Annotated in this window: 12 protein-coding genes and 3 pseudogenes; 8 read left to right on the top strand and 7 right to left on the bottom strand. The window is 62.2% G+C overall.

The window, feature by feature from the left end; all coding sequences use genetic code 11:
• Nucleotides 1-45: 45 nt before the first annotated feature.
• Complete coding sequence (locus NX02_RS11260; RefSeq protein WP_025292301.1) at nucleotides 46-1,032, bottom strand: quinone oxidoreductase family protein; 987 nt, start codon at nucleotides 1,030-1,032, stop codon at nucleotides 46-48.
• A complete protein-coding gene (locus tag NX02_RS11265; RefSeq protein ID WP_025292302.1) occupies nucleotides 1,029-2,012 on the bottom strand; it encodes an aldo/keto reductase in 984 nt (327 codons plus the stop codon). The genes NX02_RS11260 and NX02_RS11265 overlap by 4 nt, the downstream gene beginning before the upstream one ends.
• A 46-nt stretch (nucleotides 2,013-2,058) precedes the next feature.
• Between NX02_RS11265 and NX02_RS11270 the strand changes: the two genes are divergently transcribed.
• Entirely contained in the window at nucleotides 2,059-3,000 is a 942-nt protein-coding gene (locus tag NX02_RS11270; RefSeq protein ID WP_025292303.1) for a LysR family transcriptional regulator, read from the top strand.
• A gap of 18 nt (nucleotides 3,001-3,018) precedes the next feature.
• Here NX02_RS11270 and NX02_RS32370 read toward each other — a convergent pair whose 3' ends face one another.
• Nucleotides 3,019-3,306, bottom strand: coding sequence for an NHL repeat-containing protein (locus NX02_RS32370; RefSeq protein WP_141402019.1), 288 nt, complete (start codon nucleotides 3,304-3,306; stop codon nucleotides 3,019-3,021).
• Between the two features lie 162 nt (nucleotides 3,307-3,468).
• A pseudogene (locus NX02_RS11275) lies at nucleotides 3,469-3,807 on the bottom strand (integrase core domain-containing protein); the annotation flags it as partial.
• 352 nt (nucleotides 3,808-4,159) lie between these two features.
• Between NX02_RS11275 and istA the strand changes: the two are divergent.
• From istA to NX02_RS11290, 3 genes and pseudogenes are all read left to right on the top strand, one after another.
• Nucleotides 4,160-5,671 (top strand): IS21 family transposase, encoded by a 1,512-nt coding sequence (gene istA, locus NX02_RS11280; RefSeq protein ID WP_025291104.1) that lies wholly within the window; start codon nucleotides 4,160-4,162, stop codon nucleotides 5,669-5,671.
• Nucleotides 5,658-6,386 (top strand): IS21-like element helper ATPase IstB, encoded by a 729-nt coding sequence (istB, locus tag NX02_RS11285; protein WP_025291103.1) that lies wholly within the window; start codon nucleotides 5,658-5,660, stop codon nucleotides 6,384-6,386. The genes istA and istB overlap by 14 nt, the downstream gene beginning before the upstream one ends.
• Nucleotides 6,387-6,561: 175 nt before the next feature.
• A pseudogene (locus NX02_RS11290) lies at nucleotides 6,562-7,780 on the top strand (IS110 family RNA-guided transposase); the annotation flags it as partial.
• A gap of 210 nt (nucleotides 7,781-7,990) precedes the next feature.
• Here NX02_RS11290 and NX02_RS11295 read toward each other — a convergent pair.
• Nucleotides 7,991-8,697, bottom strand: a pseudogene (locus NX02_RS11295) (IS3-like element ISSpma1 family transposase); the annotation flags it as partial.
• A gap of 66 nt (nucleotides 8,698-8,763) precedes the next feature.
• On the opposite strand from NX02_RS11295, the gene NX02_RS31490 reads away from it, so the two are divergent.
• Both NX02_RS31490 and NX02_RS11305 read left to right on the top strand, forming a co-directional pair.
• Nucleotides 8,764-9,084: a hypothetical protein gene (locus tag NX02_RS31490; RefSeq protein WP_228222508.1), complete on the top strand. Its 321-nt coding sequence runs from the start codon at nucleotides 8,764-8,766 to the stop codon at nucleotides 9,082-9,084.
• Nucleotides 9,085-9,175: 91 nt separating this feature from the next.
• Entirely contained in the window at nucleotides 9,176-9,808 is a 633-nt protein-coding gene (locus NX02_RS11305) for a hypothetical protein (protein ID WP_025292306.1), read from the top strand.
• A 47-nt stretch (nucleotides 9,809-9,855) separates the two neighbouring features.
• On the opposite strand, the gene NX02_RS11310 is transcribed toward NX02_RS11305, so the two are convergent.
• Nucleotides 9,856-10,557, bottom strand: coding sequence for an IS6 family transposase (locus tag NX02_RS11310; protein WP_025292307.1), 702 nt, complete (start codon nucleotides 10,555-10,557; stop codon nucleotides 9,856-9,858).
• A gap of 276 nt (nucleotides 10,558-10,833) precedes the next feature.
• Complete coding sequence (locus tag NX02_RS11315; protein ID WP_047099777.1) at nucleotides 10,834-11,490, bottom strand: TetR-type transcription factor C-terminal domain-containing protein; 657 nt, start codon at nucleotides 11,488-11,490, stop codon at nucleotides 10,834-10,836.
• Nucleotides 11,491-11,678: 188 nt separating this feature from the next.
• Between NX02_RS11315 and NX02_RS11320 the strand changes: the two genes are divergently transcribed.
• Both NX02_RS11320 and NX02_RS11325 read left to right on the top strand, forming a co-directional pair.
• A complete protein-coding gene (locus tag NX02_RS11320) occupies nucleotides 11,679-13,331 on the top strand; it encodes an electron transfer flavoprotein-ubiquinone oxidoreductase (protein ID WP_047100005.1) in 1,653 nt (550 codons plus the stop codon).
• Between the two features lie 28 nt (nucleotides 13,332-13,359).
• On the top strand, nucleotides 13,360-14,481 hold the full coding sequence (locus NX02_RS11325) for a thiolase family protein (RefSeq protein ID WP_025292310.1): 1,122 nt from the start codon (nucleotides 13,360-13,362) through the stop codon (nucleotides 14,479-14,481).

Genomic DNA, 14,481 nt, shown 5'->3' on the forward strand with positions numbered 1-14,481 from the left:
TTCTGCACCATGACTATTGCCCCGCCTCCTGCGCATTCCGTTGCCCTACGGAATCAGCAAGAGGCTTCCGGTTGTGCGGCCAGCCTCCAGATCCGATTGGGCTTGCGCCGCATCGCTCAATGGATACTCGCGGCCAATTTCTGCGGAGACGCCCTTCTGCATCACGTCGAGCAAGGCTTCGGCCGCCTGGTGATAGGACGGTAGATCGGCGGCATATGCCATCACACTCGGCCGGGCGAGCGATAGCGAACGGATGGGGCCGATTTCCTCGACAGCGAGCAACGGAATAGGCCCGGCCGCCTGACCAATGCTTGCGACCGTGCCGAAGCGCCGGGTGCAGGCCAAGCTTTTGAGCAGCGTATCACCGCCGATGCCGTCGATAGTATAGTCCACGCCGATGCCGTGGGTAAGCGATCCGACCTCCGATACCAGATCGGCATCACGTCCGACGATAACGTGATCCGCACCATAGCCTCGCGCGATGTCGGCCTTTGTGGCCGATCCCGCCGTGCCGATAACGGTCGCTCCGAGGTGCTTCCCCCAACGCACGAGAATCGAACCCAGGCCGCCCGCGGCCCCGTGGATTAGCAAGGTCGTTCCCGGTTTAACCGCGTAGGTGCGCGTCAACAGCATATGGGCCGTCAGCCCTTTGAGCATCGACGCGGCCGCGCTGCGAAACTCAATTCCATCCGGTAGCTTGATGAGCCGCGAAACCGGCAAAGACCGCGCCGTTGTATAGGCACCGGCCGGCGCACCCGCATAGGCTACACGATCCCCGATAGAAAAGCCGGAAACGTCATCGCCAAGGGCTTCGACTACACCGGCACCCTCAACACCGAGAATGGCAGGTAGAGAGAGCGGGTAAAGACCAGTCCGGTGATAGATGTCGATAAAATTTACCCCAATAGCGAGGTGGCGGACGCGAACCATGCCGGAGACAGGTTGCTCCGATGGAAGCTGCGCGACTTCAAGGTTCTCAACGCCACCGATGCCGATCATGCGCACGATAGTCTTCTGTTCGGAGGGGTTCATGCGTTGACGCCCTTCATGCCTTCGGCGGTGTAGCGCTCTCCGGAAACAGGCAGGCTGGACAATGCCTTTTCAAGAATGGAGCGTGCTGTCTCGCTGAGAGTGACGGCGGTGGCGGCGACGTTTTCTTCGAGATACTTGACCCGCTTGGTGCCGGGGATCGGCACGATGTCGTCGCCCTTGGCCAGCAGCCATGCCAACGCCACCTGCGCCGGGGTGCAGCCTTGTTCGGCTGCAATGCCGCGCACGAGTTCGACCAGCGCACCGTTGGTCTCGGCATTCTCCGATGCAAAACGCGGCAAGCTGGCCCGGAAATCGCCGTCTTCGAACTGCGATCCGGCCTGAAATCGGCCGGTGAGAAACCCGCGCCCAAGCGGAGAATAGGCGACGAAACCAATGCCCAATTCGCGGCAGGTCGGCAGGATCTCGGTTTCCACGTCGCGCGTCCAGAGCGAGTATTCTGTCTGCACGGCCGTTACAGGATGAACGACATGGGCACGGCGCAACGTCTCGGCGCTGACCTCGCAAAGCCCGATATGGCCAATCTTGCCCTCGCGTTTCAGCGCGGCCAAACCCTCCATCGTCTCCTCGATTGGACGTTCGCGATTGATGCGGTGAACATAGTAGAGATCAATTCGCTCGACACCGAGCCGTTTGAGCGAGGCTTCGCAGGCGCGGCGCATATAATCTGTGCTGTTGTCGATGGTGCGTGTGTATTCGCCGGGTTTGCGAACGATGCCGAACTTGGTGGCAATCTTCACATCCGCGTGGCTGTCGGCAAGGAAACGGCCGATCAGCTCCTCATTGTGGTGCGGGCCATAGGTGTCGGCGGTATCGAGGAAGTTGACGCCCAGATCGACGGCACGACGCAGGACCGTCAAAGATTCCGCGTCGTCGCGTGGACCGTAGAACTCACTCATTCCCATGCAGCCCAGACCGATGGCGGATACCGAAAGATCAGGCCCGAGCATTCTTTGTTGCATTGCTTTGCTCCTTGTTTGTGCAGGCTAAAGATGGTTTTCTTTTTTGATGGGAAAAGCCGCCAATAGTCGTAATCAGATTTCCGAAATCGGAAAGCATGACGCAAACCGCCTGCGATGGGACGATGCGCGCGTATTCCTCGCCATTGCGCGCAACGGATCGCTGAGCGGTGCGGCGGCACACCTCGGGGTCGGTCTCGCCACCGTCTCGCGCCAGATCGAACGGTTGGAAGTCGCTCTCAACCTGACGCTCTTCAGCCGTCACCAGAATGGCTACCGGCTGACCGATGATGGCGCGGCGTTGCTGGAGCGTGCCGAGGCGCTGGAGCAGGCGGCTGACGCTTTCGCCGAAGGATCGGCCGTGCAGGCTGAAATCGCAGGGCGCGTCCGTCTGGCTACGGCCGAGACGCTGGCAAACCATGTCATCATCCCGGCCATGCCGAAGCTGACCGACCAGTATCCCGACCTCACGCTTGAAATTGTCACCGATGTTCAGACGGTCAATTTGCATCGGCGTGATGCCGATCTCGCTGTTCGATTGATCAAGCCCCAACGGGGCAATGTCACGATCCGGCGCCTCGGCACGCTTGGTTTCGGCCTCTATGCTTCGCGGACCTATGCCGGGCAGAGAGATGAAGCGGCGAGGCTTGAGACCGACCGCTTCATTACATGGTGCGAGACCTATGCCCATCTTCCCGCCGCACAATGGATCGAGCGTGCTCTACGTGGGCATCCGCCGGTTGTGGCGACCACCACCCTCTCGGCGCAGCTATCGGCGGCAATCGCAGGTGTCGGCCTGGCCGTGTTGCCGCATTTCCTTGGGCGGCAGAACGATCTCGTTTGCCTGCAAGCCGACATCGGCATCGACCAAGAGATATGGCTCGCCGTCCATTCCGATCTGGCGCAGTCGCGCCGGGTTCGCGTGGTCAGCGAGTTTCTTGTCGAGCTGGTGCGAGAAAGCCGAGTGGCGCTCGAAACGCCTGCGCAATAAGCGTGGCTCAGGTTGCTGTCATGCGAGCGGAATGCGGTAAACGGCACCGTTCCCCCAATCCGCCGAATAGAGATTGCCCATCGGGGATACAGTAAGTCCAACAGGACTGGATAGGCCGTCAGCGAGGAGAACGGTCCGGCCGTCATCAAAGACTTCGTGTATGGATGTCCCCCCGTAATCGACGACGAAGACGCGCCCCTCCGGCGTTTGTGCGATGCCCGGACCGGGCGTGCGAAGGGCTTCGCCGGTTTCGATGCGTCTGCCATCTCCGCGCAGGATCGTGATACCGCCACCGATATTCGACACAATGAATCCACCATCTGGCCTATGAACGGCACCGACGGGGGTGCGCAGACCTGAGACGGCGACACTTCGGTTCCAGTCTTTGTCGAACGCCAGGATTTCGTTTGTTCGCCGATTGGCGACGAGAAGACTGATCTGCCCCCAGCGAGTGGGCCGGTTGGTTTGTTAGTGGATTAAGCCCATCGCCGCCATATCCGGACGGAGGTGGAGCGAAGCGGAACCGGAGGCCGGATATAGCGGTGTCGCCGTTTCCGGGGCCGGTGGTCGGTATCCAAGGCTGCTGTGCGGGCGGACGGTGTTGTAATGCCGCCGCCAGGCTTCGATCAGCACCCTGGCCTCGGCGAGGCTGTAGAAAATCTCGCCGTTGAGCAGTTCGTCGCGAAGCGACCCGTTGAAGCTTTCGTTATAGCCATTCTCCCATGGTGATCCCGGCGCGATGTAGAGCGTCTTCACGCCGATTTGCCCCAACCATTTCTGGACAGCGGTCGCGATAAATTCGCTGCCATAGCACATTGGGAAGCGGCCTGTTGAAGGCCGGATTGCCTTGATGGAGGCAAGGGCGCGTAGCGCCCGCAGACTTCATCAAGGCGGCCATGACCGGTCAGCAGGTCTCTAAAGTGAAGTTGTCGACTCAACCCTTTGGAGACTGACCGATCATGACCAAGCGCAGTTCTACTCCCGCCGACGCCGTGCTGGTAGCCATCGATATGTCCAAGCACCGCCAGGAAGTTCTGCTTGAACTGTGGATCGGCGTGGAAAAAGGACCCCGGTAGCGGGGTGATCGGCGTCGAAAAAGGACCCCTCATCCCGGTGGTCTAGGCTGTTCGCTTGGCAGGTGTCAGGCGGCGAGATCGGGATGTTGGTATTGGAGACGGTGTTGAGGATCCGGCGCGAGCACGCGGCGGGGAAAGCCATCAAGGCGATAATGCGCGACCTGCATCTGTCACGTGGGGTGGTGCGCAAGGCGATCCGGTCGCCGGAGGCGGACATGGGCTACCGACGCGAGGTTCAGCCGCTGCCGAAGATCGGACCATTCCAGGTGCGACTGGATGCGCTGTTGAAGGAAGACGAGGCACGGCCGCGGCGCGAGAAGCTGCGCATCACGCGTATCCACGACCTGCTGCTGCGCGAGGGGTTTGACGGCTCGTATGATGCGGTGCGTCGCTATGCGGCCCGCTGGCGGCAGGCGCGGCGTCGCGACGTGATGGATGCGCCGGCGTTCATCCCGCTGCTGTTCCGGCCGGGCGAGGCCTATCAGTTCGACTGGAGCCATGAGGACGTCGAGATCGCGGGCAAGCCGATGCGCGTGAAGGTCGCGCATGTGCGGCTGTGCGCGTCGCGAGTGATATACGTGCGAGCCTATCCCCGCGAGACGCAGGAGATGCTGTTCGACGCGCATGCGCGGGCGTTCGCCTTTTTCGGGGGCGTGCCAACGCGCGGCATCTACGACAACATGAAGACCGCGGTGACGAGCGTGTTCACCGGCAAGGAGCGGGTCTTCAACCGGCGGTTCCTGGTCATGGCCAACCACTACATGGTCGAACCGACGGCATGTTCGCCGGCAGCCGGTTGGGAGAAGGGTCAGGTCGAGAACCAGGTGCAGACGGCACGTGGCCGGTTCTTCCAACCACGCCTGCGCTTTGCCAGCATTGAGGAGCTGAACGGTTGGCTGGAGGCGGAGTGTCGCCGTTGGGCGGACACGCACCAGCATCCCGAGCAGAAGGAACTGACGGTCGCTCAGGCCTGGGCTGCGGAGCGCAGCGTGCTTCAGCCCGTCGTCGCGCCCTTCGACGGGTTCTACGAGAGCGAACACGCGGTGAGCGGCACGTGCCTGATAAACTTTGACCGCAACCGCTACTCGGTCATGGCCAAGGCGGTGCGGCGCGCGGTCCAGGTCCGTGCCTATGCCGACCGCATCGTCGTGCGCTGCGACGGCGAGGTCGTTGCCGACCATCCCCGGTTTTTCGGACGCGACCGGACCATCTACGACCCGTGGCACTATCTGCCGGTGCTGGTCACCAAGCCCGGCGCCTTGCGCAACGGTGCACCATTCCAAAACTGGGAGTTGCCACCTGCGCTGTCGCGGCTCCGGCGCAAGCTAGGCGCTGGCGATGATGCTGACCGGCGGTTCGTGCGGGTGCTGGCGGCGGTGCTCGACGACGAGCTGAACCTCGTCGAGGCGGCTGTACGCGAGGCGTTGCTGGCCGGCGTCACCAGCGACGATGTCATCCTCAACATACTGGCCCGCAGGCGAGAACCGCCTCGACCGTTGGCCATCGTCACGGCCGAGGACCTGGCGCTGCGTCATCCGCCTCTTGCCGACTGCACGCGCTACGACAGCCTGCGAGGCCTCCATGCAGCGGCATGAGATGATGACGGCCATGGCGGGTCTCGGCCTGAAGGGCATGGCCAGTGCCTTCGACGAGGCGGTGACCACCGGACTACAGCGCAAGCGCACGACGATGGAGATCCTGACCGACCTGCTGCGTGCCGAGGCAACCCACCGCCATGCAGCGTCGGTCCGATACCGGATGTCGGCCGTCAGGTTGCCGGCGGTGAAGGATCTCGACGGCTTCGTCTTCGACGGCACCCCCATCAACGAGGGGCTCGTACGCTCGCTGCACAGCGGCTCGTTCCTGGCGAGCCAGCGCAACGTCGTGCTGGTCGGCGGTACGGGCACCGGCAAGACACACCTGGCCAGCGCCATCACCGCCAACGTCGTGCGGGCCGGTGCCCGCGGGCACTACTTCAACACGGTCGACCTCGTGAACCGGCTCGAGGAGGAGAACCGCCTCGGCAAAGCCGGCGCGCTCGCAAAACAGCTCTCCCGCCTCGATGTCGTGGTGCTGGACGAGCTCGGCTATCTGCCCTTCGCCCGCTCAGGCGGTCAGCTGCTCTTCCATCTGGTGAGCAAGCTCTACGAGCGCACCTCGGTCATCGTCACGACGAACCTCGCCTTTGGCGAGTGGCCAACCGTCTTTGGTGACCCGAAGATGACCACCGCGCTGCTCGATCGCATTACCCACCATTGCGACATCGTCGAGACCGGCAACGACAGCTGGCGCTTCAAACACCGCAGCTGACGCAAGGGACTACCGGCAGAAGACGCTTCGCGCTGGTTGCGCCTCCGGTCGAGCTACGCCCGCCCTACGCCGCAACCAGCGCGAACGGCACGCCCGCCATACCTGTCACGCAGCTCGACGAAGGGGGTCCCTTTTGCACGCCGATAGGGGGTCCTTTTTGGACGCCGATTGACAGCTTGAACGACCGGAGGGCGGCCGCCGGCGCCGCATGACAGTGATGGCGACGAAGGCGGATTATGATCGCCTGGCCGACGATCTGACGATCATTGGCAAGCCCGTGATTGTCGGTTTCGAAGCGACTGGCAACTATCACCGCACGCTGGCGCATCGATTGCTGTCCGCCGGGTTTGAGTTGCGCCTGATCTCGTCGGTCGCCTTGGCCCGGACGCGCGAAGCGCTGCACAATGGCTGGGACAAGAACGATTCCAAGGACGCGCAAGTGATCCTGCATATGTTGAGGATCGGTGCGACCCAGCGCTATGTCGATCCGCTGGCAGCCGGTATCAACGATCTGCAGGAGATGTCGAAGACGCATGAAGCCATATCAAAGGCGAAGACCCAGGCCTGGCATAGGATCCTGACCCACTACCTGCCGCTGTATTTCCCGGAGATCGAGCGTTTCGCCGGCAACAGCCGGTCTGACTGGTTCCTGGCGCTGATCGAACGTTTCCCGACGCCGGGGAGCATCATCTCGATCGGCCGCGAAGCCTTCACTGAACAGGCCTGGCCGTTGATCGGTCGCAAGGTCTCCAAGGCCCGGGTAGTCAACGATATCTATGAGACCGCCTCTGCATCGATCGCGCTGCCGATTGACGAGGATTCCACTGCGATCACGATGTTCCGCATGGTCGTCGCTCAGGCTCGTACCCTGATCCAACAACGCAATGAGATTGAGCGGATCGCCCATGACGCGCTGGCCGCGAACCGCGATTATCAGCTTCTGCGGATGATCCCAGGCATCGGACCGATCAATGCCCTGACGATCCTTGCCGAGGCCGGTGATCTGCGCCGCTTCAGCCATCATCGCCAGTTTCTCAAGTTCTGTGGCCTCGACCTCGCTACCTGTCAGTCCGGTATGTTCCGCGGTCGGACCAAGCTGTCAAAGTATGGCAATGCCCGGTTGCGGCGTACATTCTGGATGGCGACGCAGGTCGCGATCCGCCAGCGCGACAACAGCTTCCGCGATAAGCTGGGGCGCTATGTCGCCGGGTATCCCAACGACCCCGATCGCCGTCGCAAGGCGATGACCGCGCTCACCGCCAAAATGGCGCGCGTTGCGCATGCCGTCATCAAGACGGGAACCGAGTACCGTCCGTTCGTCGAACGGGCGGACACCAGATGGAAGGACCCCTCTCTGTGCAGCCGTGAGGGCGCTACCGCGACCCTGTAGATAATGTTCGGGCCTTCCATCTGGCATCCGTATCTCATTTTAAGGACGGTGAGGACCACGACCCACGCGGCTGCTGGATCCTGTGTTTGCTATGGCCGAGAGCGCATTCCTTGACGATGGAAGCCATCTGGATCATAAAAATCATCAGCGCCGATTACACTCGGCGCAACGAGACCTGCTGGCCTTTGCCCGCTGCTGCTTCCCTACATAGGACGTTATCGGACCGTATATGCGCTGGCGGGCCACGCGAGATGAACAGGTCAGCCAGAGCCGCCAGAACATCCTCATGCTTGAGTTGCCGTGCAACGATGAGCGCTAAGCACTCCCTGCTGGCCTCGTCGATGATGGTCAGGATGCGGAACTTGCGGCCATCATGCGTGCGACCCTCGACGAAGTCGTAGGCCCACACATGCCCCGGATACTCAGGCCGCAGGCGGATGCATGATCCGTCGTTGAGCCACAGACGCCCGCGCTTTGGCTGGCGCTGCGGCACTTTGAGCCCTTCGCGCCGCCATATCCGCTCGACCCGTTTATGGTTCACCGTCCATCCCGCATGGCACAGCAACGCCGTCACCCGGCGATAGCCGTAACGACCATATTGCTTCGCCAAAGCGATAATGTCCTCCGTCAGCGCCTGTTCGTCATCCGCCCCGCGCGGCACTTTACGCTGTGTCGATCGATGCTGCCCCAGAACCCGGCATATCCGTCGCTCGGATACCCGGACGGGCAGATCCCGTCGTATATGATCGATGCAGCGCCGCCGCCGCGCGGGGCTCAGAAGTTTCCCCGTGCCGCCTCCTGCAATATCAGCTTGTCCAGCGTCAGGTCGGAGATCGCGCGGCGCAGCCGCTGGTTCTCCTTCTCCAGATCCTTCATCCGCCGCGCCTGATCGGTCTTCAGACCGCCATATTCCTTGCGCCAGCTAATGGGATGGACGGCTCTCCCACCCCGGAGCATCGTTGTGCAACCGGCAGTCGAAGGAGAGGAATGATGACCATCGATGTACTTGGTATTGATCTGGCGAAGAATGTCTTCCAGCTGCATGGCGTTGATCGCAAGGGCAATGCGATTTTCAAACGGCGGGTCATGCGCGACCAACTACTTTCGGTGCTGGCCGGGATTGAGCCCTGCACCGTCGCGATCGAAGCCTGCACAGGAGCATTTTGCTGGGCCCGCCAATTTGAAGAGTTGGGCCACAACGTGAAGATCGTGAGTCCTCAATATGTGAAGCCATTTGTCAAATTATGGTCACCTCGCCATAAGCGGACTAATCACGAGGTCTCCATAATGCGGAGGAACGCGGCCTGATCGGCGGATTTTCGCCGTTTTCGGATGGGCTTGCTTTGCATTATTTGGTGCCGAACCTCTGCGGGTCAATTGACCAACAGAGGACCCGCCAATGCTCGATAACCATCACGAACTTATTTCCGCACTCAATTCCTCGCTTCTCAGTCAGGGATACAGCCCGGTCGTGGTGAGGAATTACTGCACCTACGCATCTGGATTTCTCGATTATCTGGTACTGCGGGGCGTCCCGGTCGCAGACGTGATCGACGTGCAGGTAGAGCAATACCTGCGGCACGCGATCGTAAAGTTCGAAAAGGAGCGTGGTCGACGTCCCAGCGCACGCTGGTACAAGGTTCCGCGTTCCGGGATTCATGCGTTGTTGCGACTTGCTCACGGTCAATGGCCGCCAGCAATCGAGCCTATCTGCGCGGCCGATGTGGCCCGATTTGCAGTTTGCGACGAATACGAAATCTGGCTGCGTGAGGAACGCGGGTTGGCTCGCTCCAGCGTCGCAGCGCTGATGTGGGAAGCCCGGAACTTTCTTGCCTGGCAGATCGATTGCGGAAGCGGCGGCTTGGCGGGTCTGAGCATCGTTGACATAGACCGTTACATGGATCTGCGCGCGCCGAAACTGACGCGCGGCTCGCTGAAGTCTGTCGCGGAGCGGCTTCGCTCGCTGCTGCGATATCTCCACATCATGGGTTGCGTCACAACGGACCTATCAGGGCATGTGATTGCATCGTAAACTTAACCGTTGCGAGGCGAGCTGGGATGCAGGGTATCTGCGGCAGGTTATAGTCGAGCGATTTTTGCCCATTGGTCCATTGCAGCGGCGTGCAATTCGCGATGATGGCCGGAGGAGATGTCGTGACGGGGAATATGAAAGAGGTTTGCAATCGGATCGTGGATAGAGACGAAGCGCTGCAAATGTCGGGTCGATTTGAACCGCTTCATGATCCGCTCTCGTCGTCGGATCGGTTGATGGGAATTTTCCGCCCGATTGTTCAGGCCTTTGTGGGAACGATGCTCCACACCCGGCATGATCTCTCGCCTTGCCGCGTCATAGGATCGAAGCTTGTCGGTGATCATTACCCGTGGCGCCCGGCCCTGGCCCCTCAACAGCTTGCGCATCAGGCGCGTTGCCGCCTTGGCGTTGCGGCGACTTTGCACCAGAACATCGAGAACGAAACCATCCTGATTGACGGCGCGCCACAGCCAATGCTTTTTGCCACGGATCGAAATGACGACCTCGTCGAGATACCATTTGTCGCCGAACCGGCCGGACACCCGTCCGCGGATGTCGTTGGCGAAGGCGCGACCGAACTTCTCCGCCCATAGTCGGACCGTCTGATGTGAAACGATGATGCCACGGGCCGCCAGCATGTCCTCGACCATTCGCAAGCTCAGTGGGAAGCGGAAATAGAGCCACACAGCGTGGGCAATGATTTCGGCTGGAAAGCGATGGCGTCGGTAGAGGGGATCACGGTCTGTCATGCCCCAGCATCGCCCAACAAGCTCCAAATTCCGTTAAGTTTACGATGCCGTCGAAGGAGCTTCTGGAGGCCAAGAGCGAGATCCGTTGACCGCGGTCGCAGTTGCGGAGAACCGAGGAGGAGCAGGATCTACCAAAATACGATCACCGGGCTTTGGTTCTCGACCGAGTGATGCTTGCACCTCGCCCGGCGGATGCTCTTGATGGTCTCTTAAACCGTTGTTGTTTGCGGTCCGGATTTCTGTCTCATCTCGTGATAGCTTGTCGGCGACGGGGTTTCATCTCGCCGGAGATACTCGCTCTACGCCCTCGTTTTCCTTAACATCGTGGCGGAAGATCCTCACGATCTGCCGGCCGATATCCTCCGGGCTCATGCCGCCCTGGCGGTACCAGCTGCTGACATTGTTGAGCAATGTCAGCAGCAGCAGACGGTAGACGCCGCGGTCGAGCGCCGGGTCGAGCGGCAACCCCGGGATCAGCTCACGGAATATCGCTTCGAAGGCATCGCGCTTCGCCACCAGCCGCTCGCGTATTTCCGGCGGCGCGGAAGCGAAATCATTCATCAACGGCATGGTCAGAGAGTGCGGATCGAGCTGGATTTCCAGCATCGTGACGCAAGCCGCCTCGAGACGCTCCCACGGATCTGTCTTGCCCGCCATGGCCGTCGCTATCCGGTCCCCGGCCACCTGCAGCGCCATGTCGTGGATGCGAACGAACAAGGCTTCCTTGGACTTGATGTAGTGATAGAGCGAACCGCCCAGCAGGCCGACCTTCTCGCCGATATCGCGCACGGAGGTCGCCGCATAGCCCCTTTCGGCGAACAAGCCGGCGGCGGCCTCGAGGATTTCACAATGCCGCTCGCTCAACTCGCCGCCGACCATTGCGGCGGCAAGACTGTCACGCAGGGTAGAGACCCCACCTCCCGCGTCCTTCATTCTGGTTCTCGCTTCCCGTTTCACTTGTAGGCCGGCCGCGCGAAGCGCCGACCGACATCGTTTCACAAGCCTTACCTCACCGGCATCATGCCGGTAAAGATTCAGCTTGCCAATTGTAACAATCGTTTGATACAGGATTGACAGCGTCAAGAGGAGGAGACCGGGTGAGCGACAATCTGCGCGAATCGATGGATTTCGACATCGTCATCGTCGGTGCCGGACCCGCCGGGCTTGCCGCCGCGATCCGCCTCAAACAGCTCGCCGATGAAAAGGGCGCGGATCTCTCCGTGGTCGTCGTGGAGAAGGGCTCCGAGGTCGGCGCGCATATCCTCTCTGGCGCGGTCATCGATCCCTCCGGCCTCGACCGGCTTCTGCCCGAATGGCGAAAGGATCCGGAACGCCCGCTGAAGACCGAGGTTTCCGACGACCGTTTCTATTTTCTCGGGCCGGCCGGCCATATCCGCCTTCCGAATGCCTTCATGCCGCCGCTGATGAGCAATCATGGCAATTTCATCGGCTCGCTCGGCAATGTCGCCCGCTATCTGGCGGCGCATGCGGAAGCCCTTGGCGTGGAGATCTATCCGGGCTTCGCCGCGACCGAAGTGCTCTACGACGAAAACGGCGCGGTCGCCGGCATCGCCACCGGCGACATGGGCATCGATCGCGACGGCAAGGCCAAGGACGACCATACGCCGGGCATGGAATTGCGGGCGAAATACACCCTCTTCGCCGAGGGCGCGCGCGGCAGCCTGACCAAGCAGCTTCTGGCCCGCTTCGATCTGATGGAGGGCCGCTCGCCGCAGAAATTCGGCATCGGCATCAAGGAACTCTGGCAGATCGACCCGCAGAAGTTCCGCCCCGGCCTCGTCCAGCATTCCTTCGGCTGGCCGCTCGACCTGAAGACGGGCGGCGGCTCCTTCCTCTATCACTTCGAAGACAATCTCGTGACCGTCGGCTTCGTGCTGCATCTCGATTACAAGAACCCCACGCTCTCTCCCTTCGAGGAATTCCAGCGTTTCAAGACCCACCCCCTGATCCGCGAAACCTTCGAGGGCGGCAAACGCATCGCCTATGGCGCCCGCGCCCTGACCGAGGGCGGCTGGCAGTCGGTGCCCAGGCTCGCCTTTCCGGGCGGCGCGCTGGTCGGCTGCGCTGCCGGCTTCATGAACGTGCCGCGCATCAAGGGCAGCCACAACGCCATCCATTCCGGCATCCAGGCGGCGGAGGCGGCCTTCGCCGCGCTGAAATTCGGCCGTGCTGCCGATGCGCTGGACGACTACGAAAACGGCTGGCGCGCCTCCGTCATCGGCCGCGACCTGAAGCCGGTGCGCAACGTCAAGCCGCTCTGGTCCCGCTTCGGCACGGCCCTCGGCGTCGCGCTGGGCGGCATCGACATGTGGCTGCAGACGCTGACCGGCCTCTCGCCCTTCGGCACGCTCAGGCACAGGAAGGCCGATTTCGAAAGCCTGAAACCGATCTCGGAGGTCACCCCGATCCGTTATCCCAAGCCGGACGGCGTCCTGACCTTCGACCGGCTGTCCTCCGTGTTCCTGTCGAACACGAACCACGTCGAGGATCAGCCGGTTCATTTGCGGCTCGCCGATCCGTCGATCCCGATCGGCCGCAACCTGCCGCTCTATGGCGAGCCCGCCCGGCTCTACTGTCCGGCCGGCGTCTACGAGGTGGTCCACGACGACGCGGAAAACCACGCCGAACCGCGCTTCGTCATCAACGCGCAGAACTGCGTTCACTGCAAGACCTGCGACATCAAGGATCCCGCGCAGAACATTACCTGGGTCCCGCCCGAAGGCGGCGGCGGACCGAACTATCCGAACATGTGACGCCCCCGTCATGAAAAGGAAGATCTGAATGAGCACGGCCTATATCGTCGATTACCTCAGAAGCCCGTTCACACCCGCCTATCGCGGCGCCCTCGCCGGCACCCGGCCGGACGACCTCGTCGCCGGCGTCATCAAGGCGCTTGTCGACCGGTCCGGCGTCGATCCGGCGGAAATCGAGGATGTGAACCTCGGCTGCGCCTTCCCCGAGGGCGAGCAGGGCCTGAACATCGCCCGCTGCGCGGCGCTGATCGCCGGCCTGCCGCAATCGGTCGGCGGCTCCACCGTCAACCGCTGGTGCGGCTCTTCCATGCAGGCGATCCAGATGGCCGCCGGCGCGATTGCCATGGGCGCCGGCGACGTCTTCGTGGCGGGCGGGGTCGAGAACATGAGCCGCGTGCCGATGATGGGCTTCAACCCCATGCCCAATCCCGGCTGGAGCGACGTGCAGCGCCTCGCCTTCCTCAACATGGGCCTGACGGCGGAAAACCTCGCCGACCGCTATTCGCTCTCGCGCGAGGAGCAGGACGCCTATTCGCTGGAAAGCCAGAAGAAGGCGCTCGCCGCCCGCGCCGACGGCAGGCTTGCGGCCGAGATCGCGCCGGTCGGCGACGTGACCGCCGATGGCTGCCCGCGCGAGACCGACGCGGCGAAGCTCGCCGGCCTCAAGACCGCCTTCAAGGCCGGTGGCTCGGTCACCGCCGGCAATTCCTCGCCGTTGACCGACGGTGCCTCGGCGACGCTGATTTGCTCCGAGGCCTTCGTCAACAGGCACGGCCTCAAGCCGCTCGCCCGGATCGCCGGCTACGCGGTCGCGGGTTGCGCGCCCGAGATCATGGGCATCGGCCCGGTCGAGGCGACTCGCAAGGCGCTTTCTCGCGCCGGTATCAGGAACACGGATCTCGACGTCATCGAGATGAACGAGGCCTTCGCTTCGCAGGTTCTCGCCTGCTGCCGCGACCTCGACATCGATCCCAAAAGCCTCAACCGCGACGGCGGCGCGATCGCGCTCGGCCATCCGCTCGGCGCCACCGGCGCCCGCCTCGTCGGCAAGGCATCCACCCTGCTGAAACGTGATGGTGGCCGCTACGGCCTCGCCACCCAATGCATCGGCGGCGGTCAAGGCATCGCCATGGTCGTGGAGGCCGCGTGA

Source organism: Sphingomonas sanxanigenens DSM 19645 = NX02 (genome assembly GCF_000512205.2).
Lineage (GTDB): Bacteria > Pseudomonadota > Alphaproteobacteria > Sphingomonadales > Sphingomonadaceae > Sphingomonas_D > Sphingomonas_D sanxanigenens.